Annotated in this window: 19 protein-coding genes; 13 read left to right on the top strand and 6 right to left on the bottom strand. The window is 75.2% G+C overall.

Features of this window, described 5'->3' with window-relative positions; translation table 11 throughout:
- Positions 1 to 107: 107 nt before the first annotated feature.
- Positions 108 to 959 carry a PspA/IM30 family protein gene (locus tag AB0B02_RS05080; RefSeq protein ID WP_281935482.1) on the top strand — a complete coding sequence of 284 codons (852 nt, stop codon included), beginning with the start codon at positions 108 to 110 and terminating at the stop codon, positions 957 to 959.
- Between the two features lie 16 nt (positions 960 to 975).
- Positions 976 to 1,740 (top strand): hypothetical protein, encoded by a 765-nt coding sequence (locus AB0B02_RS05075; RefSeq protein WP_281935481.1) that lies wholly within the window; start codon positions 976 to 978, stop codon positions 1,738 to 1,740.
- Between the two features lie 98 nt (positions 1,741 to 1,838).
- On the opposite strand, the gene AB0B02_RS05070 is transcribed toward AB0B02_RS05075, so the two are convergent.
- Positions 1,839 to 5,555 carry a fibronectin type III domain-containing protein gene (locus AB0B02_RS05070; protein WP_357296957.1) on the bottom strand — a complete coding sequence of 1,239 codons (3,717 nt, stop codon included), beginning with the start codon at positions 5,553 to 5,555 and terminating at the stop codon, positions 1,839 to 1,841.
- Between the two features lie 79 nt (positions 5,556 to 5,634).
- Positions 5,635 to 6,426: a DNA-formamidopyrimidine glycosylase family protein gene (locus AB0B02_RS05065; RefSeq protein ID WP_357296888.1), complete on the bottom strand. Its 792-nt coding sequence runs from the start codon at positions 6,424 to 6,426 to the stop codon at positions 5,635 to 5,637.
- 107 nt (positions 6,427 to 6,533) lie between these two features.
- Here AB0B02_RS05065 and AB0B02_RS05060 point away from each other — a divergent pair, with 107 nt between their 5' ends.
- Positions 6,534 to 7,751, top strand: coding sequence for a hypothetical protein (locus AB0B02_RS05060; RefSeq protein WP_357296885.1), 1,218 nt, complete (start codon positions 6,534 to 6,536; stop codon positions 7,749 to 7,751).
- 127 nt (positions 7,752 to 7,878) lie between these two features.
- Here AB0B02_RS05060 and AB0B02_RS05055 read toward each other — a convergent pair whose 3' ends face one another.
- Both AB0B02_RS05055 and AB0B02_RS05050 read right to left on the bottom strand, forming a co-directional pair.
- Entirely contained in the window at positions 7,879 to 8,691 is an 813-nt protein-coding gene (locus tag AB0B02_RS05055; RefSeq protein WP_357296883.1) for an SAM-dependent chlorinase/fluorinase, read from the bottom strand.
- 227 nt (positions 8,692 to 8,918) lie between these two features.
- Positions 8,919 to 13,574 (bottom strand): ATP-dependent helicase, encoded by a 4,656-nt coding sequence (locus AB0B02_RS05050; RefSeq protein WP_357296881.1) that lies wholly within the window; start codon positions 13,572 to 13,574, stop codon positions 8,919 to 8,921.
- 177 nt (positions 13,575 to 13,751) lie between these two features.
- On the opposite strand from AB0B02_RS05050, the gene AB0B02_RS05045 reads away from it, so the two are divergent.
- The 10 genes from AB0B02_RS05045 to AB0B02_RS05000 all read left to right on the top strand — a co-directional run bounded on the left by AB0B02_RS05045 (position 13,752) and on the right by AB0B02_RS05000 (position 23,780).
- On the top strand, positions 13,752 to 14,105 hold the full coding sequence (locus AB0B02_RS05045) for a hypothetical protein (protein WP_281935472.1): 354 nt from the start codon (positions 13,752 to 13,754) through the stop codon (positions 14,103 to 14,105).
- 97 nt (positions 14,106 to 14,202) lie between these two features.
- Entirely contained in the window at positions 14,203 to 17,034 is a 2,832-nt protein-coding gene (locus AB0B02_RS05040; protein WP_357296878.1) for a Na+/H+ antiporter subunit A, read from the top strand.
- Positions 17,031 to 17,498 carry a Na(+)/H(+) antiporter subunit C gene (locus tag AB0B02_RS05035; protein ID WP_357296875.1) on the top strand — a complete coding sequence of 156 codons (468 nt, stop codon included), beginning with the start codon at positions 17,031 to 17,033 and terminating at the stop codon, positions 17,496 to 17,498. Before AB0B02_RS05040 ends, AB0B02_RS05035 begins: the two co-directional genes overlap by 4 nt.
- Positions 17,495 to 19,000: a Na+/H+ antiporter subunit D gene (locus AB0B02_RS05030; protein ID WP_357296872.1), complete on the top strand. Its 1,506-nt coding sequence runs from the start codon at positions 17,495 to 17,497 to the stop codon at positions 18,998 to 19,000. The genes AB0B02_RS05035 and AB0B02_RS05030 overlap by 4 nt, the downstream gene beginning before the upstream one ends.
- On the top strand, positions 18,997 to 19,614 hold the full coding sequence (locus AB0B02_RS05025; RefSeq protein ID WP_281935465.1) for a Na+/H+ antiporter subunit E: 618 nt from the start codon (positions 18,997 to 18,999) through the stop codon (positions 19,612 to 19,614). Before AB0B02_RS05030 ends, AB0B02_RS05025 begins: the two co-directional genes overlap by 4 nt.
- Positions 19,611 to 19,874: a monovalent cation/H+ antiporter complex subunit F gene (locus AB0B02_RS05020; protein ID WP_107156066.1), complete on the top strand. Its 264-nt coding sequence runs from the start codon at positions 19,611 to 19,613 to the stop codon at positions 19,872 to 19,874. The genes AB0B02_RS05025 and AB0B02_RS05020 overlap by 4 nt, the downstream gene beginning before the upstream one ends.
- Before the next feature lie 5 nt (positions 19,875 to 19,879).
- On the top strand, positions 19,880 to 20,209 hold the full coding sequence (gene mnhG / locus AB0B02_RS05015; protein WP_357296867.1) for a monovalent cation/H(+) antiporter subunit G: 330 nt from the start codon (positions 19,880 to 19,882) through the stop codon (positions 20,207 to 20,209).
- 165 nt (positions 20,210 to 20,374) lie between these two features.
- Complete coding sequence (locus AB0B02_RS05010; RefSeq protein ID WP_357296864.1) at positions 20,375 to 21,733, top strand: hemolysin family protein; 1,359 nt, start codon at positions 20,375 to 20,377, stop codon at positions 21,731 to 21,733.
- Positions 21,730 to 22,794, top strand: coding sequence for a hemolysin family protein (locus AB0B02_RS05005; protein ID WP_281935457.1), 1,065 nt, complete (start codon positions 21,730 to 21,732; stop codon positions 22,792 to 22,794). Before AB0B02_RS05010 ends, AB0B02_RS05005 begins: the two co-directional genes overlap by 4 nt.
- A gap of 56 nt (positions 22,795 to 22,850) precedes the next feature.
- Complete coding sequence (locus AB0B02_RS05000; RefSeq protein ID WP_357296861.1) at positions 22,851 to 23,780, top strand: sporulation protein; 930 nt, start codon at positions 22,851 to 22,853, stop codon at positions 23,778 to 23,780.
- 101 nt (positions 23,781 to 23,881) lie between these two features.
- On the opposite strand, the gene leuE is transcribed toward AB0B02_RS05000, so the two are convergent.
- On the bottom strand, positions 23,882 to 24,538 hold the full coding sequence (leuE, locus tag AB0B02_RS04995; protein ID WP_281935453.1) for a leucine efflux protein LeuE: 657 nt from the start codon (positions 24,536 to 24,538) through the stop codon (positions 23,882 to 23,884).
- The gene (locus tag AB0B02_RS04990; RefSeq protein WP_357296859.1) at positions 24,535 to 25,782 is read right to left on the bottom strand and encodes a bifunctional pyridoxamine 5'-phosphate oxidase family protein/GNAT family N-acetyltransferase; all 1,248 of its coding nucleotides are present in this window, start codon (positions 25,780 to 25,782) and stop codon (positions 24,535 to 24,537) included. The genes leuE and AB0B02_RS04990 overlap by 4 nt, the downstream gene beginning before the upstream one ends.
- Positions 25,783 to 25,819: the final 37 nt, after the last annotated feature.

Genomic DNA, 25,819 nt, shown 5'->3' with positions numbered 1-25,819 from the left:
TCGCCGGTGGCGCGTGCGTCGTACTGTTGATCAGGGTCGTACGGGTGCCGGAGTGGTGTCCGACTGGGACGATGTAGGCGCGACACTACTGAGGGGACGAGGCGGAGATGGCGAACCCGTTCGTCAAGGGTTGGAAGTACCTGATGGCGCTCTTCGGCGCGAAGATCGACGAGCACGCCGATCCGAAGGTGCAGATCCAGCAGGCGGTCGAGGAGGCGCAGCGGCAGCACCAGGCGCTGGTCCAGCAGGCCGCGGCGGTGATCGGCAACCAGCGCCAGCTGGAGATGAAGCTCTCCCGGCAGATGACCGAGGTGGAGCAGCTCCAGGGCAACGCGCGGCAGGCGCTCGCGCTGGCCGACCAGGCCCGGGGCCGGGGCGACGAGACCGAGGCCGGCCGCTACGAGCAGTCCGCCCAGTTGCTCGCCACCCAGCTCGTCTCCGGTGAGCAGGCGCTGGAGGACCTCAAGACGCTGCACGACCAGGCGCTCGGCGCGGCCGCGCAGGCCCGCAAGGCGGTCGAGAACAACTCGATGATCCTCCAGCAGAAGCTCGCCGAGCGCACCAAGCTGCTCAGCCAGCTCGAGCAGGCCAAGATGCAGGAGAGCGTGGCCCGCTCGCTGGAGTCGATGTCGTCGCTCACCGCGCCGGCCAGCACCCCGTCCCTGGACGAGGTGCGGGACCGCATCGAGCGCCGCTACGCCACCGCCATGGGCCGGGCCGAGCTGGCCGGCAACTCGGTCGAGGGCCGGATGCTGGAGATCCAGAAGGCGACGCTCGACTCGGCCGGGTCCTCCAGACTGGAACAGATCCGGTCGAGCATGGCCGGCGAGCAGCTCGGCGGCCAGCAGCAGCGGCCCGCCGTGGGGCAGCCGACCGACCCGGCCGCCGCCGCCCGGCTGGACGAGATCCGGGCCAGTATGAGCCGGGACCGCGGCGCCGGGGAGAGCACCACCGGCTGACGGACGAGGGAGAGCGATGGCGGACGAGCGGACGCGACACTTCCGGCGGCTGGCCAAGCTGCGTCGTTCGGCGCGGCGGTGGAGCGTGCTGGCCGGTGGGCTGGGCGGTGCCGCCGCGGTGCTCACCCCGTACGCCGGCCTGGGGCTGCCGGACGCGGCCTGGGCCGGTGCCGCGGGCAGCGCGATCGCGGTGGCCGCCTGGCGCTGGATCGACCACCGGGCGCTCGCCGCCGTGCCGGCCCCGCCGGCGCTCGACCCGGCCGAGGCCGCCGCCCGCTCCCGGGCCCGGCTGGTCGCCGCCGTCGAGCGGCTGCCCGTCGGCCCCGGCGTCCTCGCCGAGGTACGCCGCGTCCGGTCGCGCCTCGCGCTGCGCGGCACCTCCGCGGCCGAGCCGTGGGCCCGCCTGGACCGCGCCGCGCTCACCCTCGGCGGGCTGGCCGGCCGGTTGACCGGGCTGGCCGAGCCGGCGGTCCGGGAGGCCGCCGAGGCGGACCATTCCCTGCGTGAGCTGGCCGGACGGGTGGCCGGCGTGGAGCGCGCGCTGAAACTGGCCCCGCGGGGGCCGCTCGCCGAGGTGCACGCCACGCTCGTCGCCCAACTCGAGGAGGGGGTGGCCGCCTACGAGCGGCTGGTGGTGGCCGCCGCCGGCTACGTCGCCGAGGACGCCCGCCCCGACACCCACCACCCGGCCGCCGCACGCCTCACCGAGGCCACCGACCTGCTGCACGGCGTCGCCTCTGCCCTCGCCGAACTCCGCACCCCCCTCAGAACCACCCCCTGACAGCCCCGCCCGCCCCCGGGTGATCATGAGGTTGGCGGCGATGTCGATCTCCGATCCGGCCGTCAACCTCATGATCGACAGGAGGGGTGTCGAGCGGGTCACTCGGGGGTGGTGATCTGGATCGGGGGGGTCCACGGGGAGGTGCCGACGATGTTCGTCGCGCGGACCCGGTAGTAGTAGGTGACGCCGGGCGGCAGGGCGGTGTTGGTGAAGCCGCGGCCGGTGACGCGGAACGTGGTGGGGTCCCGGGTGAAGCCGGCGTCGGTGGCGCGTTCGACGAGGAAGCCGGCGCCCGGCCCGACCGGCGTCGACGCCGACCAGCTCAGCGTCACCGTGGTGGTGTCCGGGGCCGGCGCGCCGGCGGTGGCGGAGACCCGGGTGGGCGCGGCCGGCCGGGGCGGCGTGGTCACCGTGGCCACCGTCGACCAGGGGGACGCCGCGCCGAGGTACGTGGTGCGTACCCGGTAGTAGTACGTGGTGTCCGGTGCGACGACCGGGTCCAGGTGGGCCTCGCCGACGGTGATCGCCGTGGTGCCCGGCCCGCTGGTGAACGTGGGGTTGGTGGCCCGCTGCACGTCCACCCCGGTGGCGAAGGAGTGGTTCGCCCAGCGCAACGCCACCCGCAGCGGGGCGGCCGGCGGCACCGCCGCGGTCAGCCGGGACGGCGCGGTCAGCCGCACCGCCGCCGGCGCGTCGTTCGACCAGGCCGAGCAGCTCACCGCGTTCTCGGCGCGGATCCGGTAGTGGTAGGTGACGCCGGGGGTGACCGTCGCGTCCGTGTACCGGGTCGCGGTGGCGGCCACGGTGATCTCGGTGCGGCCGGTCGTGAAGGCGCTGTCGGTGGCGCGTTGCAGCCGATGGCTGGTGGCCGGCGGCCGGCTGCCGTTGCCGGTCCAGGCCAGCGCGATGGCCGGCAGCGCGGTGGCCGAACCGGGCACCGGCGTGGCGGTCAGGCCGGTGGGCGCCCGGGGCGACACCCGCAGCACCAGCGGCCGGCTCATGCCCTGGTCGCGCAGCCCCGCCGAGCGCGTCTGCCAGCGGTACTCCCAGCCCAGGTTGACCACCTGGTTGACCACCGTCGCGGGCCGGCCGTCGACCGGGCTGACCGGGCCGGCGTCCAGCCGCGCGCCGGCCGGGCGGCTCGGATCGAGCAGCCGTACGCTGTCGCCGACCGTGAACGGCAGGCTGGGCGCGACCGGGCGCAACGCCACCACCACGTCCTCCCGGGGGTTTACCCGGACGGTGTCCTTCCAGCCCAGCTCGCCCTGTTCCGGTGGGCGGAGCGTGCCGTCCCAGCCGACCCGGTTGACCACCTGCACGTCGACGCCCTCCACGTGCACCGGATGGGTCCGGTCCGTGTCGCCGACGATCCGCCAGAGCTGGGTGCCGTCCGCCGGCGCGCCCACCGGCACGGTCGGGTCGGTCACGAACAGCTCCTCGGTGACCGGGTCGGCCGGGCCGAGCGGCAGCACGGCCGGCGCGAGCGGGCCGGCGAGCGGGTGGCCGACCCCGAGTCGCCCCACCGCCCGGCCGTGCCGGGGCTCGAACACCTGCCCGACCGACTTCACCGCCAGCGGCAGCGTGACCGGGCCGGACCCGCCGGCCGGGGTGAACGTGACCGAGGTGGCGCGCGCCGGGACCAGCGTCGGGCCGGTGGTGCGGGTGCCGAACGCCGGGTCGTACGCCGGTTGCGGCACGATCGGCGGCGGCTGGCTCTGCGCGTACGCGGCGGGCAGCCGGGCGGCCAGCCGCCGCCTGTCGTAGCGGGGCGCCGGGCTGCCGACCACCCGGATCTGGAGCAGCGTGCGCGTGTTCGGGCCGTAGCCGGGGTGGGCCGGCGGCAGGCCGCCCGCGCCGGTGCGGTCGGCGGCGCCGGTGTGGTGGTCGTAGCGCGGATCGAAGCGGGGCAGCGGGGCCGGGCAGTCGTTGTAGAGGATCAGCGTGCGGCCCGGCGGCACGGTGGAGAAGTCCACCACCACGTCGGCCCGTTCGCCGGGCGCGAGCAGCAGCGTGTGCCCGTCCACGTTGAGCACGGTCGGGTCCTGCCGGTCGTAGCGGTAGCCGACCGGCTGGTTCGCCAGCACCACCGGCGCCGGCAGCAGGCCGCCCTCGTTGCCGATCTGGATCAGCTCCGGCCCGGCGGCGGCCGGGTCGGGCACGCCGCCGTCGCGCCCGTCCACCGGCCAGTACGCCGGCCGCCCCGGCACGCGTACCGCCTCGACCATCGGCACCTCGCCGGCGCGCGGGTCGGACGCGTCGCCGTTCGGCGTCCACATCGGCCCGTCCGAGGCGGCCCGGTAGAGCTGGAGGTTGAGCGCCCGGTCCGCGCAGGCGTTGAGGATCCGGAACCGGTACGCCCTCGGCTCGACCTCCAGGTACGGGTACGCGACGCCGTTGACCAGCGGCGTGTCCCCGTACGCCGCGGGGACCGCCGAGGGGTGCGGCACGCCCGGGACCAGCGGTGGCTCGTCGGGTTCGGTGACCGGGTCGTGGTGCGGGTTCGGCACCGGGGCGACCCAGGGGCTGGTCCCGCCGTCCGGGTCGTGCGCCCACGGCCCGTAGTCCCACCGCCCGGTCGGGTTCGTGCCGCTGATCCGGTACGGGTTCTGCCGGGGCTGGTAGACGTGTGGGTGCCAGAGGCTGCCCTTGGCGCCCCAGCGGTCCCGGTCCCAGGTCGGGTCCTGCGCGGCGAGCTGCGCGTCGTCGGGGACGAACGTCTTGTCCTCGATCACCAGCGGGAGCTGGTCGGCGGGGAGCACGCCGTCGGCGACGAGGCGGTCCTCGGCCGGGTCGGTGAGCAGGTAGAGCGCGAGCTGCCCGGCGTAGACGGTGAGCCGGGACAGGCCGAGCGTGTTGTCGTGCAGCCACATCAGCCGGCCGCTCTGATCGTTCGGGAAGTAGAGCGTGGTGGCGCCCGCGCCGGGCGCCGGCATGTCCGGCACCGGCGTCACCCCCACCCCGACCGGGTACGGGGTGATCTCGCCGGCCGGGGTCACCCACTGCCACGGGTTGCCGGCGCTGATCCAGGCGGTCCGCGCGCCGGCCAGGTGCGGCACGGCCCGGTTCTGCGGGTACGGCGCGGGACCGTCCAGCGGCCCGGTCCCAGCCCCGTCGACCGTCTCGTCGACCGGTAGGAACAGTTCGCCGGCCCGGCCGGTGGGGAGCTGGTTGATGAACTTGATCCGGACCGGCCGGCCGCGCCGGGCCTCGATCATCGGCCCGAGGTGCCAGGGCCGGTCGGGCGGGCTCACCGTGTTGTGGCCGGACGCGTCAGTGCCCAGGTTGAGCTGGCGGTAGCCGCGGAGCCGGGTGGCCGGCAGGTCCCGGTGCAGGCGCTGCGCGTACTCCTGGAGGCCGATCTCGTAGTAGTCGCAGCCCGGCCAGGTGATGGTGTCCGGCACCGCGACCGGCAGTCGGGCGCCGAGCCCGGCGGTGGGCGCCCGGCCCGGCAGCGGCAGCGGGTCGACGAACTTGCGCAGGCCGGTGCCGGGGACCGGGCGGCCGTCCGGGTCGAGCGTGGGCAGCGGGCTGCCGGCGGTGTTCGGCACCGGACCGAACAGCCGCGGCACCCCGCCCGGGTCCAGAGGGGCCGGGCCGGTGCGTTCGGCCGGTCCGGCGGGCGTCTCGTCGGCGGCGCGGGCGGTCGGGACGGTGGGCGCGGTCTCCTCGGCGACCGTGGCGGCCCGGTCCGGCCGGTCCGGCCGGAGTCTGCGGAACAGCACCATGGCTCTCCCCGGGATCGGGGCGCGCCCGGCCGTCACCCCGGCGTGGCGGGCGTACGCGCTGCTGACGATCGGTGCGGTCCACCGCAGCATGCGACGCCGGACGGGCGGGAGGGAAGTACCCAATCGTCCGTATCTCGGGTGATCTTATGCGGTTCGTGGAAGTTGCATGTCACGTCCGCTCCGGCTGGCAGACCGGGCACCAGTAGGTGACCCGCTCGCCCAGCTCCTCCTTGCGGATCGCCGTCCCGCAGCGCCGGCACGGCTGGGCCCGGCGGCCGTAGACGTAACTGGTCCCGCCCCGGCGCAGCACCCCGGTGGTGCTCTGCGTCCAGCGGCCCCGGTTCGCCGCCAGCAGCCGCTGGGCCAGCGCGACGGTGCCGGCCAGGTCGGGCACGTCGCGCACCGGCGTCCACGGCGACACCCCGCGCAGGAACAGCACCTCGCACTTGTAGAGGTTGCCCACCCCGGCCAGGTTGCGCTGGTCGAGCAGCGCCTCGCCGATGCTCTGCTCCGGGTGCGTGGCCAGCCGGCGGACCGCCTCGGCCGGGTCCCAGTCCGGACCGAGCAGGTCCGGACCGAGGTGACCGACGAGCGACTCCTCCTCGGCGGTCGGGATCAGCGCCAGTTCGTGCAGGTGGTAGCCGACCGCGACCGCGCCGGCGGAGCGGAGCACCACCCGGATCAGGTGCGCCGGTCGGGCCGACCACCGCTCGCCCGGGGCGTACGCCCGCCACGCGCCGTCCATCCGCAGGTGCGAGTGCAGCGTCCGGTCCTCGCCGGCCGGACCGGCGAGGCGCAGCAGCAGGTGCTTGCCGCGGCTGGCCGACTCGCGCACGGTCCAGCCGGTCAGGTCGGTGGTGGCGAGCTGCGGCACGCGGAAGTCCGAACCGGTGAGACGGGCCCCGGCCAACGCGCGGTGCAGGACGCGGGCGGTGTTCCAGACGGTGTCACCTTCGGGCACCCCGCCATTGTCGCCTACCGAACGGAATTCACATGTTTCGCTATCTGCACCGATATTCTTTTTTATGGCGATAGCGGACAGGATCAGGGGGTTCTGAGGAGAATCCCATGGCCCGAGCCCGTCGTACCGTCATCGCCCTGACCGCCCTGCTCACCGCCACCGCCGGCCTGCCCGCCGCCGCGTCCGCCGCGCCGGCCCGCGCCCCCGGCCCCGAACGCTGGTCCGCCGACCTCGCCGTCGCCGGTGGCGACGACGTCAACGTCACCTGGCGCGCCGGCCGCCTGCGGCTGGCCGACCCCCGCCCCACCGCCCGGACCCGCCCCGCCGCCGCGTCCGGCCCGCTCGCCGAGGGCATCCTGCTCGCCGCGCCGCGCGCGCTGGACCGGCCCGCCACCCGGGTACGCGCCCGGCTCGCCGCCCGCACCGGCGACGGCGGCACCGCGACGGCCGAGGTACGCGGCTGGCGGGCCGGCGGCTGGACCGAGTGGCGCGACGCCACCGAGGCGGTCTTCGACCAGCCGGTCACCCGGGTCCAGGCGCGCGTCGTGCTGACCGCGCCGGGCACCGCCGCCGAGGCCACCGTGACCGACCTGACGCTCGCCGCCGACCAGGCCGCCGCCGCGACCCAGCCCACCGCCGGGCGCACCTACCGGGTGTACGCGACCCGGATCGGCCTGGTCGGCGGCGTCACCGCCAACGGGCACGTCGTCGGCGCGCGGGACCACTTCGCGGCGCTGCCCACCCGGCGCGGCCTCTCCCCCCGGGGCACCGGCGACTACACGGTCAAGGTCTGCACCACAAACGGCAGCCGGTGCGAGTACGCGCCGGTCTGGGACGTCGGCCCGTGGAACACCCGGGACGACTGGTGGAACCCGCCGACCGTCCGGGAGAACTGGCGCGACCTGCCGCAGGGCCGGCCCGAGGCGCAGGCCGCCTACGAGGACGGCTACCACGGCGGGCGGGACCAGTTCGGGCGGGTCGTGCGCAACCCGGCCGGGCTGGACCTGGCCGACGGCACGTTCTGGGACGGGTTGCGGCTCACCGACAACGCGTGGGTGAACGTGACCCTGCTCTGGACCGGGGGCGGGGCGCGGGCGGTGGTCGGCTCCGGGCCGCTGACCCTGCGCACCGGGGCGGGCACCTCGTACGCGAGCCGGGGCCTCGCCGCCACCCACGCGCAGGTGCCGGTGCAGTGCTACCTGACCGGCGAGCGCATCGCCGGCACCTACCGCACCACGACACGGTGGTACCGCCTGGTCGGCGGCACCTACGTCAGCCACGCCTACCTGTCCGCAATCTCCGGCGGCCCCGTCCCCCGCTGCTGACCCTCCCTCCCTCCCCTCCCCCTCCCCGCGTCTCTCCCCGCCTCCCTCCCCGGCGATCTTGCACTTGCGGCCCGTCCGGCGCGGCTTTCGGGTCATTTGTCGGGGCATGAACTGCAAGATCGCGGGGTCAGGGGGTGGTGACGGTGACCATGTCGCCGGGGGAGAGGGTGAGGAGGTCGGCGGCGCGGCCGGTGTGCACGGCCACGGCCACCAGGCCGGCCGAGTCGACGTAGGCGACCAGGCCGCCGGGAGCGGCGTCGCCGAACGTGCGGCCGTGCACGGCCTCGCGCCCGTTCACCAGCACCCGGGACGGCAGGCCGTCGAGCAGCGGGCCCGGCGCGGCGAGTTGGACGTTGCCGAAGTGGTCGACGGTGAGCACCTCGGCGTTGAACCCGGCGGCCTCCGCCCGGACGACCGGCTCCGGCAGCCGGACCAGGGTGGCCGGGTCGACGGCCGGCCCGGCCCCGGCCGGCGGCGCGCCGAGCGCCAGCCGGGCGGCCACCGGCGCGAACACGTCCCGCCCGTGGAAGGTGCGGGACACGGTGGGCGCGAGCCACGCCGGGTTGGTCAGCTCCACCGCGGCGGTCACCCCGCCGAGCGCCTCCGCCGCGGGCAGGAGCAGCCCGTTGTCCGGCCCGACCAGCAACCCGCCGGGCGCGGCCAGCGCGATGCCGCGCCGCTCGGTCCCGACCCCCGGATCGACCACCCCGACGTGCACCCCGACCGGCAGGTACGACACCGTCTGCGCCAGCACCGCGGCGCCCCGGCGGACGTCGCCCGGCGGCACCAGGTGCGTCACGTCGATCACCCGGGCGGTCGGCGCGAGCCGCGCGAGCACCCCGTGGCAGGCCGCGACGAAGCCGTCCGCCAGCCCGTAGTCGGTGGTCAGCGAGACGCACGGCCGGCGCGTCACCGGTGGTCCGTCCGGATGACTCGCCATCGGCTCCTCCTCGTCGTCTCCGGCCACCCTAGCGAGACGCCGCCCCGCCCTCCCGCCGTGGCCGTGCGGGAGCGGCCCGGTCCGTGCGGGAGCCGGCCGGTCCGTGCGGGAGCCGGCCGTGCCGCCGGCCGGTCCCTGCGGCGCCGCCCGGTCCGGGCTGAGCCAGCCGTGCGGTGCCGGCCGGTCCGGGCGGGATCAGCCGTGCGGCGCCGCCCGGTCCGGGCGAGTCAGCCGCGCAGGCGCAGGCCCCGGGGGGTGGCCCGGAACCCGGCGGCGGTGAGCGCGTCGCGCAGCGGGGAGGAGTGCACCGCCTCGCCGTCGGCGCGCTCCACCGAGATCGCGCCGAGCGCGCCGGAGTGCACCGCGTCCGCGAGCGCCTTGCCGGCCGCCCCGAGCGCGTCGGTGTCGTCGGTGAACGAGAGGATCGTCCGCCCGCCCCGCTCCACATAGAGCACCAGGTCGCCGCCGACCAGCACCACCAGCGCGCCCGCCTTGCGCCCGGCCCGGTGGCCGGTGGCGGGTGCCGACCCGTCGCCCGAGTCGACGACGCGGTCCGGCCAGGGCAGCGCCGCGCCGTACGGGTTCGCCGGATCGGTGGCGGCCAGCACCACGGTCGGGCCGCCGCCCCGGTCCCGGCTGTCGTCGGCCAACGCGCGGATCCGGTCGACCGCGCCGGGCACCGCGAACTGGGCCGCGCCCAGGCCCTCGACGAAGTAGCCGCGCCGGGCCGCCCCGCGCTCCTCCAACGCCGACAGCACCGGGTAGACCGCGGCGAAACCACCTGTCACCTGCTCCGCCACCACCGCGCCCCGGGTCACCACCCCGTGCCGTTCCAGCAGCAGGTCGGCCAGGGCGGCGGCCCGACGGGTCGGGTCCAGGTCGCGTTCCGGCAGCCGGGACCAGCGGCCGGCCATGGTCGGCGGGCCGCCCCGACTGGGCAGCGCCACCCGACCGGGCCGGCGGTAGCGGGTGCGCGGCGCCGCCGGCCGGGACCGGTGTGCCCCACCCGCGCCCAGCGCGGCCCGCAGCGGCGCGAGCGTGTCGTTGGTCAGGTGGCCGGCCCAGACCAGGTCCCACACCACGGCCGACAACGCGGCGTCGTCGGTGGCGCCGACCCGATCGGAGAGCGAACGGAAGAACAGCGCCTGCCCGTCGCCGAGCGCGTCGAGCACGGCCTCGTGCAGCGGGGTGAGCGTCAACGCCTCGTCCGGTGGCGGCAACACCAGCGGCGCGACGTCGGCGTACGCCAGCGTCACCCACCCGTCGCCGCCGGAGATCGCGCCGGCGCCGGCCCAGACCACCTCGCCGCCGGCGCACAGCTCGTCGAGCTGGGCCGGCGAGTAGTCGGCGACCCGGGCCGGCAGCACCAGACGCTCCAGCGCGGACGCCGGCACGGTGGTGCCCTGCACCTGCTCCACGGCGGCGGCGACTGCCTCGACGCCCCGGGCCGACGAGCCGACCTGCTGCCAGTGGGGCAGGAACGCGGCCAGCGCCCGGGGCGGCACCGGCTCGATCTCCCGGCGCAGCGCCGCCAGGGAGCGGCGGCGCAGCAGGCGCAGCACCTCCGCGTCGCACCACTGGGTGCCGACGCTGTCCGGGGCGAACTCGCCGGAGACCACCCGACCGGTCGCCGAGAGCCGGCGCAGCGCCTGCTCGACCACGAACACCCCGAGCCCGAACCGGGCGGCGCAGGTGGCCGCCGCGAACGGGCCGTGGGTGCGCGCGTACCGGGCGACCAGGTCGCCGAGCGGATCGGCCACCGGCGCGAGGTGGGCCTCGGCCACCCCCACCGGCAGCGCCACCCCGAGCGCGTCACGCAGCCGGGCGGCGTCCTCGACGATCACCCAGCGGTCCTCGCCGGCGACCCGGACCCGCAGCACCCGGCGGGCCGCCGCCAGCTCCACCGGCCACGCCTCCGGCACCCCGCGTTCGGCCAGCTCGGCCGGGCTCAGGTCGCCGACCACCCGGAGCAGCTCGACCACGTCCTCGGCGTCGCGGGGCCGCCGCTGCTCGGTGCGCCAACGCAACTGCCGCTCGGTCTCGGCGAGCACCGCCGGGTCGAGCAGCTCCCGCAGGTCGACCCGGCCGAGCAGCTCGCCCAGCAGCCCGGAGTCGAGCGCCAACGCGGCGGCCCGCCGCTCGGCCAGCGGCGCGTCGCCCTCGTAGAGGAACGCCCCGACGTACCCGAACAGCAGCGACCTGGCGAACGGGGACGGGCGTTCGGACTCCACCTCGACCAGGCGCACCTTACGGGCGGCCAGGTCGCGCATCAGCCCGCCCAGGGCCGGCTGGTCGAAGACGTCCTGGAGGCACTCCCGGGCGGCTTCCAGGGTGACCGGGAAGTCGGCGTACTCGCGGGCCACGTCGAGCAGTTGCGCGGCGCGCTGGCGTTGCGCCCAGAGCGGCTGCCGGCGGCGCGGGTCGCGGCGGGGCAGCAGCAACGACCGCGCCGCGCACTCGCGGAACCGGGCGGCGAACAGCGCCGACGTGCCGACCGACTCCTCGACGAGCTGGGCGATCTCGTCCGGCTCGAAGACCACCACGTCCGCGCCGGGCGGCTCCTCGGCGGTGTCCGGCAGTCGCACCACGATGCCGTCGTCGGAGGGCATGACCTGGGCGTCCACGCCGTAGCGTTCGGCCAGCCGGCGACCGATGGCGAGCGCCCACGGGCCGTTGACCCGGGCGCCGAGCACCGAGTGCACGGCGATCCGCCAGTCGCCCAGCTCGTCGCGGAAGCGCTCGACCACCACCGTCCGGTCGTCGGGCAGCGACCGGGTGGCCGCCTTCTGCTCGCGCAGGTAGGTCATCAGGTTGCCGGCGGCCCAGTCGTCCAGCCCGCCGGCGCGCAGCGCCGCCACCGCGTCGGCGTCGGACTGTCGCAGCAGCGCCCGGACCCGGGCGCCGATCGCACGGCCCAGCTCGACCGGCCGGCCGAGCTGGTCACCCTTCCAGAACGGCATCCGGGCGGCCTGCCCCGGCGCGGGGGAGACCAGCACCCGGTCGGGGGTGATCTCCTCGATGCGCCAGGACGACGAGCCGAGCAGGAACACGTCGCCGACGCGCGACTCGTAGACCATCTCCTCGTCCAGCTCGCCGACCCGCGCCGCCCGCTCGGCCCCGGCCAGGAAGACGCCGAACAGCCCCCGGTCGGGAATGGTGCCGCCGCTGGTCACCGCGAGCCGCTGGGCGCCGGGCCGGCCGGTCAGCACGTCGGTGGCGCGGTCCCAGACCAGCCGGGGGCGCAGCTCGGCGAAGGCGGTGGACGGGTAGCGGCCGGAGAGCATGTCGAGCACCGCGTGCAGCGCCGAGTCGGGCAGCTCGGCGAAGGGCGCCGCGCGCCGCACCAGCACGGCCAGGTCGCCGAGCGGCCACGGCTCCAACGCCACCATCGCGACGATCTGCTGGGCCAGCACGTCGAGCGGGTTGCGCGGGTAGTGCAGCTCCTCGATCGCGCCCTCGCCCATCCGCTCGGCGACCACTGTGCAGGAGAGCAGGTCGCCGCGGTGCTTGGGGAAGACCACGCCCCGGGAGACGGCGCCGACCTGGTGCCCGGCCCGGCCCACCCGTTGCAGCCCGGCCGCGACGCTCGGCGGCGCCTCGATCTGCACCACCAGGTCCACCGCGCCCATGTCGATGCCCAGCTCCAGGCTGGAGGTGGCCACCACGGCGGGGAGCCGGCCGGACTTGAGCGCCTCCTCGATGTGCTTGCGCTCCTCCCGAGAGACGCTGCCGTGGTGCGCCCGCGCGATCACCGACGGCGCCCCGGTCGCGGCCCCGGACTGCGCCATCACCTCGGCCGGCTGCCGGGGCGCGCGCACCGGCCCGGCCCGGTCGCCGGCCGGCGGGCCGTCGACGCCGGGCAGCAGATCGGATACGCGCACCGGCTCCCCGCCCCGGGCCACGCGGCTGCCCTCCGGGGCGGACGCCACCTCCGCCTCCTCGGCGGCCAGCTCGTTGAGGCGGGCACAGAGTCGCTCCGCCCCCCGCCGCGAATTGGTGAACACGATCGTGGACCGGTGCGCGCGGATCAACGCGAGCACCCGCTCCTCGACGGCCGGCCAGATCGAGGGCCGGCGCGGGCCGAGCCCGCCCAGCTCGTCCTCCGAGGGCTCCTGCTCGTCGAGGCGGGTCATGTCCTCCACCGGAACCTGGACGCTGACCTCGATGGTCTTGTCGGCCGGCGGCTGCACCACGTCGACCGGGCGGACACCGCCGAGGAAGCGGGCGCAGACGTCGATCGGGCGCACCGTGGCGGACAGCCCGATGCGTTGGGCGGGCCGCTCCAGCAGCGCGTCGAGGCGTTCCAGGGAGAGCGCCAGGTGGGCGCCGCGCTTGGTGCCGGCCACCGCGTGCACCTCGTCGACGATCACCGTGTCCACCCCGCGCAGCGAGTCGCGGGCGGCGGAGGTGAGCAGCAGGAACAGCGACTCGGGCGTGGTGATGAGGACGTCCGGCGGGGTGCGGGCGAAGGCCCGCCGCTCGTCGGCCGGGGTGTCGCCGGTGCGCATGCCGACGGTGATGTCGGGCGGGGCGAGCGCGAGCCGGGTGGCGGCCTGCCGGATGCCGATGAGCGGGGTCCGCAGGTTGCGCTCCACGTCGACGGCGAGCGCCTTGAGGGGGCTGACGTAGAGCACCCGGCACCGCCGCCGAGGGTCGGCCGGCGGTGGCTCCTTGCCCAGCCGGTCGAGCGACCAGAGGAACGCCGCGAGCGTCTTGCCGGAGCCGGTCGGGGCGACCACGAGCGCGTGGTGACCGGCGGCGATCGAGCGCCAGGCGCCCGCCTGGGCCGGCGTGGGCGCGGCGAACGCCGCGGTGAACCACTCCCGGGTCGCCGCGCCGAACTCCGCCAGCACCCCGTCGGCCGGGGTCACCTCGTCCGCCACGGCACCATCCTGCCCCGCCGGTACGACATCCGGCCCGTCGCCGGGGTGGTTCCGTACCGGGCGGACAATTGACGCGACGAATAAGGGATTTGTTCCGTTAAGTCTCACTTAACTGCTTGCTTGCGGCATGCAACATAAAGTAACTTCACTCGCAACGTGGCGTGGGTGGAGGCGTGGATGACCGTTGAGGAGCGAGGCTCTCGACCCGGCACCGACGTGCTCATCCGCAAGGTCGACAGCCGGCTCGCCTCGCTCCGCGCCGGCCTGCACGGCCCGGAGCTGGAGCTGGCCGAGGAGCTGGCCGAGCGCCTGCGTCAGCTGGTCGTCGCCACCGCCCGGTCCAGCGCCGCCGACCGCGCGCTGGTCCGCGCCGCGGTGCACTACTTCGTGCTGCGCCGGGAGAGCCGCGACACCCGGCTTCCGGTCCGCTCCCTCGCCGCCGCCCAGCGCGTGGTGGACCGGGCGGCCCGCCAGCTCAACCACCCGGCCCAGCCCGGCGACCCCCGCCGAAACCCGGCCCGCTTCCCCTGACGGTTTTCGGGGAAAACGGCGCGGCGGGTGGGGAAGTGGCGTGTGATCGGTCGTACCCGCAGCGTGCCCCCGCGCTGTACCTCGACCGGGAGTACGCGTGCTCGTCCTGCTGATCCTGCACCTGGTGGCGGCACTGCTCGCCCCGCTGCTGGTCCGCAGGTGGGGCCCGCGCGCCTGCCTGCTGGTGGCGCTCGCCCCGGCGGCCACGGCCGGCTGGGCGGTGGCGCACACCGGCGCGGTACGCCACGGCGGCGCGGTGGTCGAGACGTACCCCTGGATCCCGCAGCTCCGGTTCGACCTGGCCCTGCGGGTCACCACGCTGTCCTGGCTGATGCTGCTGCTGGTCGGCGGCGTCGGTGCGCTGGTGCTTGTCTACTCCGCCCGCTACTTCCCGCCCGGCTCGGTGGGGCTGGCCCGGTTCGCCGCCGTGCTGGTCGCGTTCGCCGGCGCGATGCTCGGCCTCGTCGCCGCCGACGACCTGCTGCTGCTCTACGTCTTCTGGGAGCTGACCACCGTCTTCTCCTACCTGCTGATCGGGCACAGCACCGAACGCCGGGCCAGCCGGTGGGCCGCCGCCCAGGCGCTCACCGTCACCGCGCTGGGCGGCCTGGCCATGCTGGTCGGCTTCCTGCTGCTCGGCCACCACGCCGGGAGCTACCGCTGGTCGGCGGTGGCCGCCGCGCCGCTGCCCGGCGGCGGGTACCTGGCCACCGCCGTGCTGCTGATCCTGACCGGCGCGCTGGCCAAGTCCGCGGTGTTCCCGTTCAACGCCTGGCTGCCGGTGGCGATGGCCGCGCCGACACCGGTCAGCGCGTACCTGCACGCGGCGGCGATGGTGAAGGCCGGCATCTTCCTGATCGGGCTGCTCGGCCCGGCGCTCGCCCCGGCCGGGCCGTGGCGGCCGGTCACCGTGGTCGCCGGGCTGGTCACGCTGGTCGGCGGCGGCTGGGCGGCGCTGCGGCAGTGCGACCTGAAGCTGCTGCTGGCGTACGGGACGGTCAGTCAGCTCGGCCTGCTGGCGGTGGCGTTCGGGGCGGGCACCCCGGCCGCGGCCCTGGCCGGCGTCGCCCTGCTGGCCGCGCACGCGCTGTTCAAGGCCGCGCTCTTCCTCGTCGTCGGCATCCTCGACCACGCCACGGGCAGCCGGGACCTGCGGGACCTGTCCGGCGTGGGCCGGGCCGCGCCGCTGCTGGCCACCGTCGCCGCGCTGGCCGCCGCGTCGATGGCCGGCGTCCCGCCGCTGCTCGGCTTCGTGGCCAAGGAAGGCGTGCTCGCCGCGTTCACCGACCGGCCGTGGGTGCTGGTGGTGCTGGTCGTCGGCAGCGCGTTGACGGCGGGCTACAGCATCCGCTTCCTGTGGGGCGCGTTCGGCACCCGACCCGGGGTCCGGGACACCGTGCTGGACCGACCGCCGGTGGCGATGGTGGTACCCCCGGCGCTGCTGGCCGTGGCCGGGCTCGCCGCCGGCCTGACCGCCGGCTGGGTGGGCGGCCTGCTCCAGCCGTACGCCGAGCTGTTCGGCCCGGTCGAGGAGCACCTGGCGCTCTGGCACGGACCCACCGTGGCGCTCGGCCTCTCCGCGCTGGTGCTGGCCGGCGGCGTGCTGCTGCACCTGCTCCGCGGCCCGCTCGCCCCCGCGCTGGCCCGGCTGCGTTCGCCGGTGGGCGGCAACCAGGGCTACGAGTGGGCGATCCACCGGTTCGACCGGCTCGCCATCGAGGTCACCGGCGCCACCCAGCGGGGTTCGCTGCCGCAGTACCTCGGCACCGTGCTGCTCGTCCTGGTGGTCGTGCCGGGCGGAGCGATGGTGGCCACCGCGCCGTGGCGGGTCGAGCTGGCGCCCTGGGACACCCCGACCCAACTGGTGGTCTGCGTGGTGATCGCGGTCGCGGCGGTGCTCGCGGTGGGCGCGCGCCGCCGGCTCACCGCCATGCTGCTGGTCGGCGTGACCGGCTACGGCACCGCGATGATGTTCGTCCTCTACGGCGCGCCGGACCTGGCACTCACCCAGTTCCTGGTGGAGACCGCCACCATCGCCGTCTTCGTGCTGGTGCTGCGCCGGCTGCCGGAACGCTTCTCGGCCCGTCCGCTGCGCCGCAGCCGGTGGCTGCGGCGGGGCATCGGCGTCGCCGCCGGCCTGGTGATGGCCGGCCTGGCGCTGACCGCGGCCGGTGCCCGCCGGGCGCCGTCGATCTCCGCGGCGTTCGGTGACCTCGCGGTCGCGCAGGGGTACGGCCGCAACGTCGTCAACGTGACGCTCGTGGACATCCGGGCCTGGGACACCATGGGCGAGATCTCGGTGCTGGTGGTGACCGCCACCGGGGTGGCCAGCCTGATCTTCGAGCGCTCCCGCACCGGGCCGCGCCCGCGCCGTCCCCGCCCGGCGGTGCCGCGCCCCGGCCGCACGGTCTGGCTGCGCGGCGGGCAGACGCTGCACGAGCGGCGGCGGTCGATCGTGTTCGAGGTGGTCACCCGGCTGATCTTCCACACCGTGCTGCTCTTCTCGCTGTTCCTGCTCTTCTCCGGGCACAACGCGCCGGGCGGCGGGTTCTCCGGCGGCCTGGTCGCCGGCCTCGCGCTGACCCTGCGCTACCTGGCCGGCGGGCGGTACGAGCTGGCCGAGGCCGCGCCGGTCGGGGCCGGCATGGTGCTCGGCGCCGGCCTGGCGGTCTCGGTCGGCAGCGGCGTGCTCGGCCTGGTGCTCAGCGGCGAGGTGCTGCAGAGCGTCAAGGTGGATCTGTGGCTGCCGCTGATCGGCCACTTCTACCTGGTCACGTCGATCTTCTTCGACATCGGCGTCTATCTGGTGGTGGTCGGGCTGGTGCTGGACATCCTGCGCAGCCTGGGCGCCGAGGTGGACCGGCACGTCGAGGCGGCCGGCGAGCCGGGCCGTGGCCTGACGGTCCGGCGTGAGGGGCCGGGCGCGTGACGGGGCCGACGCTGGTGCTGGTGCTGGCGGTCGGGGTGCTCGTCGCCACCGGCGTCACGCTGCTGCTGGAACGCAGCCTGACCCGGATCCTGCTCGGCGTCATCCTGCTCGGCAACGGGGTGAACCTGCTCATCCTGCTCGGCGGGCGGTCCGGCGCCGCCCCGCTGGTCGGCACCGCGCCGGCCGGCGACATGAGCGACGCCCTGCCGCAGGCCATGGTGCTCACCGCCGTGGTGATCACGTTCGGGCTGACCGCCTTCCTGCTCGCGGTCGCCTACCGGAGCTGGTACACCAGCGGCGACGACGAGGTGCAGGACGACCTGGAGGACCGGCAGACCGTCCGGCTGGCCGAAGGCAACGAGGTGGCCACCGCGGACCTCGGCGGCGATGGCCCGGACGGCGACCCGGAACAGGTCGACCCGGAGCCGGCCCGCCGCCGGCTGCGGCGGAACGAGGAGTCATGAGTGGGCTGGTGCCGCTGCCGGTGGTGGTGCCGCTGCTCGGCGCGGCGCTCACCCTGATGCTGACCGGCCGGCCCCGGTTGCAGCGCTCGATCAGCGTGCTCTGCCTGGCCGGCGTGCTGCTGGTCGCGGTGGTGCTGCTGGTCCAGGCGTACCGGTACGGGCCGGTGGTGGTGCGCGTCGGCGGGTGGCCGGCGCCGGTCGGCATCGTGCTGGTGGCCGACCAGTTGGCGGCGCTCATGGTGGTGGTCTCCTCGGCGGTCACGCTCTGCGTGCTGATCTACTCGATCGGCCAGGGTCGGGCGGAGACCGGCGAGACCGCGCCGGTGAGCATCTTCCACCCCACCTACCTGGTGCTCACCGCCGGCGTGACGAACGCGTTCCTGGCCGGGGACCTGTTCAACCTGTTCGTCGGCTTCGAGATCCTGCTGGCCGCGAGCTTCGTGCTGATCACGCTGGGCGGCACCGAGGTGCGGCTGCGCACCGGCTCGACGTACGTGGTGGTCAGCATCCTGTCGTCGCTGCTCTTCCTGTCCGCCGTCGGGTTGGTGTACGCGGCCACCGGCACGCTGAACATGGCGCAGCTCGCCGGCCGGCTGGACGCGCTGCCCGCCGGCGTACGCCTCGCGTTGCAGCTCATGCTGCTGCTCGCGTTCGGCATCAAGGCGGCGGTCTTCCCGGTCTCCGCCTGGCTGCCGGACAGCTATCCGACCGCGCCCGCGCCGGTGACCGCGGTCTTCGCCGGCCTGCTGACCAAGGTCGGCGTGTACGCGATCATCCGCACCGAGACGCTGCTCTTCCCCGGCGGCCAGGTCGACGGGCTGCTGATGGTGGTGGCCGGTCTGACCATGGTGGTGGGCGTCCTGGGCGCGGTGGCGCAGTCGGACATGAAGCGGCTCTTCTCCTTCACGCTGGTCAGCCACATCGGCTACATGATCTTCGGGGTGGCGTTGAGCAGCGTCGCCGGTCTGTCCGGCGCGATCTTCTACGTGGTGCACCACATCACCGTCCAGACCACGCTCTTCCTGGTCGCCGGCCTGGTCGAGGAACGCGCCGGCAGCACCGACCTGCGGCGGCTCGGCGGGCTGGCGCGGGTCACCCCGGTGGTCGCGGTGCTCTTCTTCGTCCCGGCGATGAACCTGGCCGGCGTCCCGCCGTTCTCCGGCTTCCTCGGCAAGCTCGGCCTGCTCCAGGCCGGCGTGGCGGCCGGCGGCGCGCTGCCCGCCGTGCTGGTCGGCGCCGGCACGCTGACCAGCCTGCTGACGCTCTACGTGGCGTCCCGGGTGTGGAACATCGCGTTCTGGCGGGCGCCGCGGCTGGCCACCACCACGCCGGACGCCCGGCTACCCGCCCTGATGGTCGGCGCCACCGCCGCGCTCGTCGGGCTCGGCGTCCTGCTCACGCTGGTGGCCGGGCCGCTGTTCCAGGTCACCGCGGACGCCGCCGCCGACCTGCGCCAACGCACCCCGTACGTGCGGGCCGTGCTGCCCCGGGACGTGCCGTGACCGCCGACCCGGGCCCGGACCGGGGCGGCGCGGCGCCGGGCGGCGACCCGCCGACGGTGGGCCGCGGCGGCCGTCGGCGCGACCAGGCCGTGGCGCTCGGCTGGCTGGTCGTCGTCTGGCTGTTGCTCTGGGGCGACGTCTCCTGGGGCAACCTGCTGACCGGCCTGGCGATCGGCGCGGCGGTGCTGTTCTTCTTCCCGCTGCCGTCGGTCACCTTCGGCGGGCGGCTGCGGCCGGGGCCGCTGCTGGTGCTCGCCGGCACGTTCGTCGGGGAGCTGGTCAGCGCCAGCGTGCACGTCGCCGCCGTCGCGTTGCGCCCCGGCTACCGGCCGCGCGGCGGGATCATCGCGGTGCCCCTGCGGGTCCGCACCGACCTCAACCTGGCGCTCACCGCCGAGGTGATCTCGCTGGTGCCGGGCACCCTGATCCTCGACATCGACCGCACGCGCGCGGTGCTCTACGTGCACGTGCTCGACGTGCGCGGCCCCGAGGACCTGACCGGCAGCCGCGACCGCGTGCTCGCCGTCGAACGGCGCATCGTCCGCGCCGTCGGCTCTCCCACCGAGGTACGCCAGCTCGACACCGAACCCGTCGAACGGAGGAACCACCCGTGACCGTCCTGCTCGCCGTCGCGCTGACCGTGCTGCTCTCGGCCACCGCACTGCTCGCCCTGACCCGGATCTACCGTGGCCCGTCCCTGCTCGACCGCATCGTCGGCGCCGACCTGCTGCTCGCCGCCATGCTCGGCGCGGTGGGGGCGGAGGCGGCGGTGAACCGGCACGCCACCACGCTGCCCGTGCTGGTGGTGCTCTCCCTGCTCGGCTTCGTGGGCTCGGTCTCCCTGGTCCGCTTCGCCGTCCGAGCCGAATCGTGACGGTCGTGGCGGTCGTGGCGGACTGGGTGGGCGGGCTCCTGCTGCTGGTCGGCGCGCTGCTGAGCCTGGTCGCCGGCATCGGGCTGGTGCGCTTCCCGGACACGCTGGACCGGATGCACGCCGCCACGAAACCGCAGGTGCTCGGCGTGCTGCTGTTGTTGGGCGGGCTGGCGTTGCGGCTGCGTACCGGCTCGGACCTGGGCATGCTGGCGCTGGTGGCGATCTTCCAGCTCTCCACCGCGCCGGTCGCCGCGCAGATGATCGGACGGGCCGCCTACCGGTCCGGGCGGGTCGACCGGTCGCTGCTCGACGTCGACGAGCTGGCCGGACGCTGAGAACCGGACGCGGGGGAGGCTTTTCGGCACCTTCAGCGAGCATCCAGCGGGCACCGATAAAATGGGCCGCATGATCGACTCTCCTGCCCCGGAGGGCAGCAGTAGCCGGCCGGGTCGTACCCGGCATCTTCCCTCCCCGACGACCCCGGGAGCCCTGAACCTCCCGTGTTGATCCTCGTCGGTCTCCTTCTCATCACCGTGCTCACCGCCGCCACCGGTTACTTCGTGGCGCAGGAGTTCGGTTACGTCGCCGTGGACCGCGGCAAGCTCAAGCAACTCGCCGACGGTGGCGACCGTGCCGCCGCCCGCGCCCTGGAGGTGACCGGGCGGCTCTCCTTCATGCTCTCCGGCGCCCAGCTCGGCATCACCGTGACCGCCCTGCTTGTCGGTTACGTCGCCGAGCCGTACCTGGGCGCCGGGCTGGCCGACCTGCTCGGCGTGGCCGGCGTGTCCGGCGCGGTGGCGCTGCCGCTGTCGGTGGCGCTGGCCCTGGTCATCGCCACCGTGGTGCAGATGGTCCTGGGCGAGCTGGCCCCGAAGAACCTGGCCATCGCCCGGGCCGTGCCACTGGCCCGGGCGCTGTCCCGGTCCACCCTGATCTACCTGCGGATCGCCGGTCCGCTGATCACGCTCTTCGACCGGGCCGCCGTGCGGCTGCTCCGCCGGGTCGGCATCGAGCCGATCGAGGAGCTGCCCAGCGGCGCCACCCCGGCCGACCTGGAACAGATCATCGCCGAGTCCCGCGAGGAGGGGCATCTCGACGCGGAGATGTCCGACCTGCTGGACCGGGGGCTCGACTTCCGGGGGCTGACCGCCGGTGAGGCCATGGTGCCCCGGGTCGACGTGCACACCGTCCGGGCCGACGAGCCGGTCAGCCGGATCGTCGAGATGCTCGACACCGGCCACTCCCGGTTCCCGGTGCGCGGCGCCGAGGGCGTCGACGACCTGATCGGCGTGGTCGGCATCGCCGACGTGCTGGGCGTGCCGCCGGCCGAGCGGGCGCGTACCCGGATCGACGCGGTGGCCGTACCCCCGTTGCTGGTGCCGGAGACGCTGCCGCTGCCGACGGTGCTGGACCGGCTCCGGTCCGGGCACCGGCAGTTGGCCTGCGTGGTCGACGAGTACGGCGGGTTCGCCGGCGTGATCACGCTGGAGGATCTCGCCGAGGAGCTGGTCGGGCCGATCCGCGACGAGGACGACCCGCCGGAGCGGGCGCCGGCCCGGCAGGAGGACGGCTCCTGGGTGGTGCCGGCCCGCTGGCGGATCGACGAGGTCGCCGACAGCACCGGCATCGAACTGCCCGAGGCGCCGGAGTACGACACGCTCTCCGGCCTGGTGATGCGGGAGCTGGGTCGGGTGCCCGAGGTCGGCGACCGGCTGGAGATCGCGCTCGCCGGTGACGGTGACGAACCGCCGCCGTCCGGGCCCCGGGTGCTGGTGGAGGTGCTGGCCGTGGACCGGCACGTCGCCGACTCGGTCCGGCTCCGGACGACTGCCGGCGTGGCCGGGGAGGGTGCGGCATGAGCCCCGGATTCGCGTTGATCTTCTCGGTGGTGCTGCTGGCGCTCAACGGATTCTTCGTGGCGGCCGAGTTCGCGCTGGTCGCCTCGAAGCGGTACCGGCTGGAGCAGTCGGCGGCCGGTGGTGGCCGGGCGGCCCGCGCGGCGCTGGACGGCGTCCGCGAGCTGAGCCTGATGCTGGCCGGCGCGCAGCTCGGCATCACGCTGTGCACGCTGGGCCTCGGCGCGTTGGCCGAGCCGGCCATCGAGCACCTGCTCAGCCCGTTGCTGCACGCGGTCGGCCTGCCCGACGCGGCGAGCCACGTGGTGGCGCTGGTGTTCGCGCTGGGCCTGGTGACGTTCCTGCACCTGGTGGTCGGCGAGATGGCGCCGAAGTCGTGGGCGATCACCGACGCGGAGCGCTCGGCGATGCTGCTGGCGCTGCCGTTCCGGGCGTTCGCCCGGATCGCCCGCCCGGTGCTGTCGTTGCTGAACGGGCTGGCCAACGCGATGCTGCGGCTGGTCGGCGTGCAGCAGCAGGACCAGCTCGCCCAGGTGCACGGCCCGGACGAGCTGCGCATCCTGCTGGAGCAGTCCCGGGAGCACGGGCTGCTCGGCGCCGAGCAGCACCAGTTGCTGACCAGCATGCTGGAGTTGCAGGGCACCACGGTGGCCCAGGTGATGGAGCCGTTCGACAAGATCGTCACGGTCCGCCGGGACGACACCGCCGAACGGATCGAGCACGTCTCCCGGGACAGCGGCCGGTCCCGCCTCGCCGTGGTCGACAGCGGTGGCGAGGTCTGCGGCCTGGTGCACGTCCGGGAGGCGGTGCGCGCGGTGACCACCGGCCGGACGGCGACCGCCGGGGAGCTGATGACGAACGCGTTCACGCTGCCGGCCGAGTCGTCGGTGTCCGAGGCGGTGGCGGCGATGCGGGGCCGGCAGGCGCAGCTCGCGTTGGTCCGTAACGGTGGTGGCCCGACCCGGCCGATCGGCTTCGTCGCGCTGGAGGACCTCCTGGAGGAGGTCATCGGCGAGTTCGACGACGAGACCGACCCGGTCCCGAGGGGCCGCCGCCTCCGCTGACCCACCCCGCCCACCCCGGGCGGGTGTGGGTGGGTGGGGAGGGGGAATGCCCCGGTATGCGGCTCACCGGGGTGTCGCGGGGGTCGGCCTGGACCGGGCTCTCGGTCACCACCACGTTGCCCAATCCGAGCACCCGGCCGGGCCTGCGCCTGCCGGGTCGGGTGACGTTGGCCGCCGACGGCGAGGACGTCCTGGTCCGACACATCCGCCTCGGGCTGGTCACCCAGGTCGAGCCGGAGGACCCGGGGGCGCCGCGCCGGCTGGTGCAGTACCACCAGTGGCCGATCGCGGGCCGGTTCGTGGTGCCGGGCGGGCGTCGGCGGGCGGTGGACTTCGCCGTGCCGCTGCCCTGGGCGACGCCGGTGACGGTGTTCGGCGGGGTGCCGTTGATGACGTTGCGCACCGGGCTGCGGACCGAGGTGTCCGTCGACCCGGACCTCGACCAGGGCGAGATGGTGCCGGTCCTGGTCCACCCGCTGCCCACCCAGCAGCACCTGCTCGCCGCGTTGGACACGCTCGGCTTCGTGATGCGGCAGGCGGGACTCCAGCAGGGCCGGCTGCCCGGGGTGGCGCAGACGCTGCCGTTCCAGCAGCGGCTCGGCTTCTGGGCCGCCCCGCTCTACGCCGGCCCGATGACCGAGCTGGAAGTGACCATGCTGACCGACTCGGCCGGCATGGAGGTGTTGTTCTGGCTGGACCGGCGGCTGTCCCTGGCCGGGGTGACCCACCAGAGCATCAGCCGGTTCCGGGTCTGGCACGCCGGAGCGGACCGGCGGGACTGGGTGGCCACCGTGGACGGCTGGCTGCGGCACGCCATCGACCGGCACGCCGCAGCCGCCGCGCACGCGGACTGGTCGGCCACGATCCGGGAGTCGGCGCACGTCAGCCGCCATCCCGACCAGCCGGTCGCACCCGGCTACGGCCTCGGTGGCACGGCCGGCAGCGGGGGCGTCGGCGGCGGCGGTGGCGGCGGCGACGGCACCTGAGCGCCGCGCGGGGCGTCAACAGGGGCCCCTCCTCCACCGAATACGTTAAGGAGGGGCCCCTCCTCTACCGAATACGTTAAGAAGGGGCCCCTCCTTACACGTCAGCCGGCGGCGAGCTTGAGGCTGAAGCCGAGGAACAGCATCGCGATCGCGGTGGTGCCGGTTGCGGCGAGCCGCTGACGGTGCTGGAACTGGGCGGCCAGGAACGTGCCGGTGAAGATCAACGCGGTCAGGTAGAGCGCGCTGGTGACCTGCGCGATCAGCCCGAGCAGCAGGAACGACAGTGCCGGCCAGGCGTACCCGGGGTCGACGAACTGGATGAAGAACGAGACGAAGAAGAGGATCGCCTTCGGGTTGAGCAGGCTGATCGTCAGCGCCCGCCGGAACGGGTCGCGGGCCGGCTCCACCTCGTCGATCAGGCGCGGCGTGGCCGGGTCGTTGCGGTCACGCCAGCGCCGCCACGCGCCGCGCAGCATGGCCAACCCCAACCATCCGAGGTACGCCGCGCCGGCGTACTTGATCACGAGGAAGAGTGGCGGGTACGCCCGGAGCAGCGAGGCCACCCCGGCGGCGGAGAGGGCCATCAGCGCGGCGTCGCCGACGAACACCCCGGCGGCGGCCCGGTAACCGGTGGCCACCCCGCGCCGGGCGGCGGTGGCAAGCACGAAGAGCGAGTTCGGCCCGGGCAGCAGCACGATCGCCACGGTGCCCAGCACGTACGTTCCGATGTCGGTGATCCCCAGCATGCCGGACATCATGAACCGGCCGGTGCCGCCGGCTGAAGTCGTTTCTGCAGCCTGAGCTGTGCGTTCGGCCACTCCTCGGCGATCATCGAGTAGAGCGCGGACTGCCGCCAGGTGCCGTCGGCCCGGCGCCGGTTGGACCGCAGCGTGCCCTCCCGCACCGCGCCGAGCCGCTCGATGGCCCGCTGGGACCGCTCGTTGAGCGTGCTGGTCTGCCAGGTGACCCGCACCGCGTCCAGCTCCTCGAAGGCGCGGGTGAGCAGCAGCAGTTTCGCCTCGGTGTTGATCCCGGTGCGCCACCACGGCCGGCCGAGCTGGGTGTAGCCGATCTCCACGGTCCGCAGGTCGGCGTCGGGCTGGTAATAGGAGGTGGTGCCGACGATCGCGCCGGTGGCCGCGCAGCGCTGCACCCACGGCGTCCGGACACCACGGAACCCGGCGTCCAGGGCGGCGCGGATCAGCTCGGCCGTCCCGGCCACGTCGGTGGGGCGTGGACTGCCGACGTGCCGCCAGGCCTCCTCGTCGTCGAGCGCGGCGTGCAGCTCCTCGGCGTGCGAGAGGTCCAGCGGTTCCAGCACGACGTGCTCGCCGCGCAGCACCACCGGCTCCAGCCAGGGCGAGCGGGCCGGCCGCAGGTAGGTCGGCACCGGCGCGGTGACGCCGGCGTCCGGTTCGGGCCGGCCCGGCGTCAGCCGCAGCGGCAGCACCCCGGCCCAGTACGGCAGCTCCGCGTCGGCCGGCTCGTCGTTGACGCCACCGGTGCGCATCCGCACCGACACCTCGCGCAGGGGCAGCGCCAGCACTGCGGTCTCGGCCAGCTCGCGCCGGTTCGGCGGCCGGCTCTCGGTGGACCGGCCGGCGGCCACCTTCTCCACCAGCGCGGTCAGCACGGCGGCCTTCTCCCGCTCGTCGGTGACCAGCCGGGCGGTGCCGTGCGCGACGACCGAGCGGTAGTTGGCGCTGTGGTGGAACTGGGAACGGGCGTAGACCAGCCCGTCGAGGTGGGTGACCGCGACGCTGACCGGCAGTCCGTCCGCGCCCCGGGCGGCGAGCAACGGTCGGCTGCCGGTGGAGCCGTGCAGGTAGAGCGTGTCGTCGACGCGCACGTGCAGGGTCGGCAGGACGCGTGGCTCGCCGTCGGAGGTGAACGCCAGCGCGCAGTGGTACGCCTCGTCGAGCAGCGCGTGGGCGGTGGCCCGGTCGTAGTGCATCCGGTCGCGGGTGCGGGTGGCGGTGGTGCGTTCGGTCCGGGGGTACATGCGATCTCCCGATTTTGTTCTAGTACAATCTCCGAAC

Source organism: Micromonospora sp. NPDC049240 (assembly GCF_040647835.1).
Taxonomy (GTDB): domain Bacteria; phylum Actinomycetota; class Actinomycetes; order Mycobacteriales; family Micromonosporaceae; genus Micromonospora.
The sequence above is the reverse complement of the archived record's forward strand: the minus strand, read 5'-3'. Positions and strand labels throughout refer to the sequence as shown.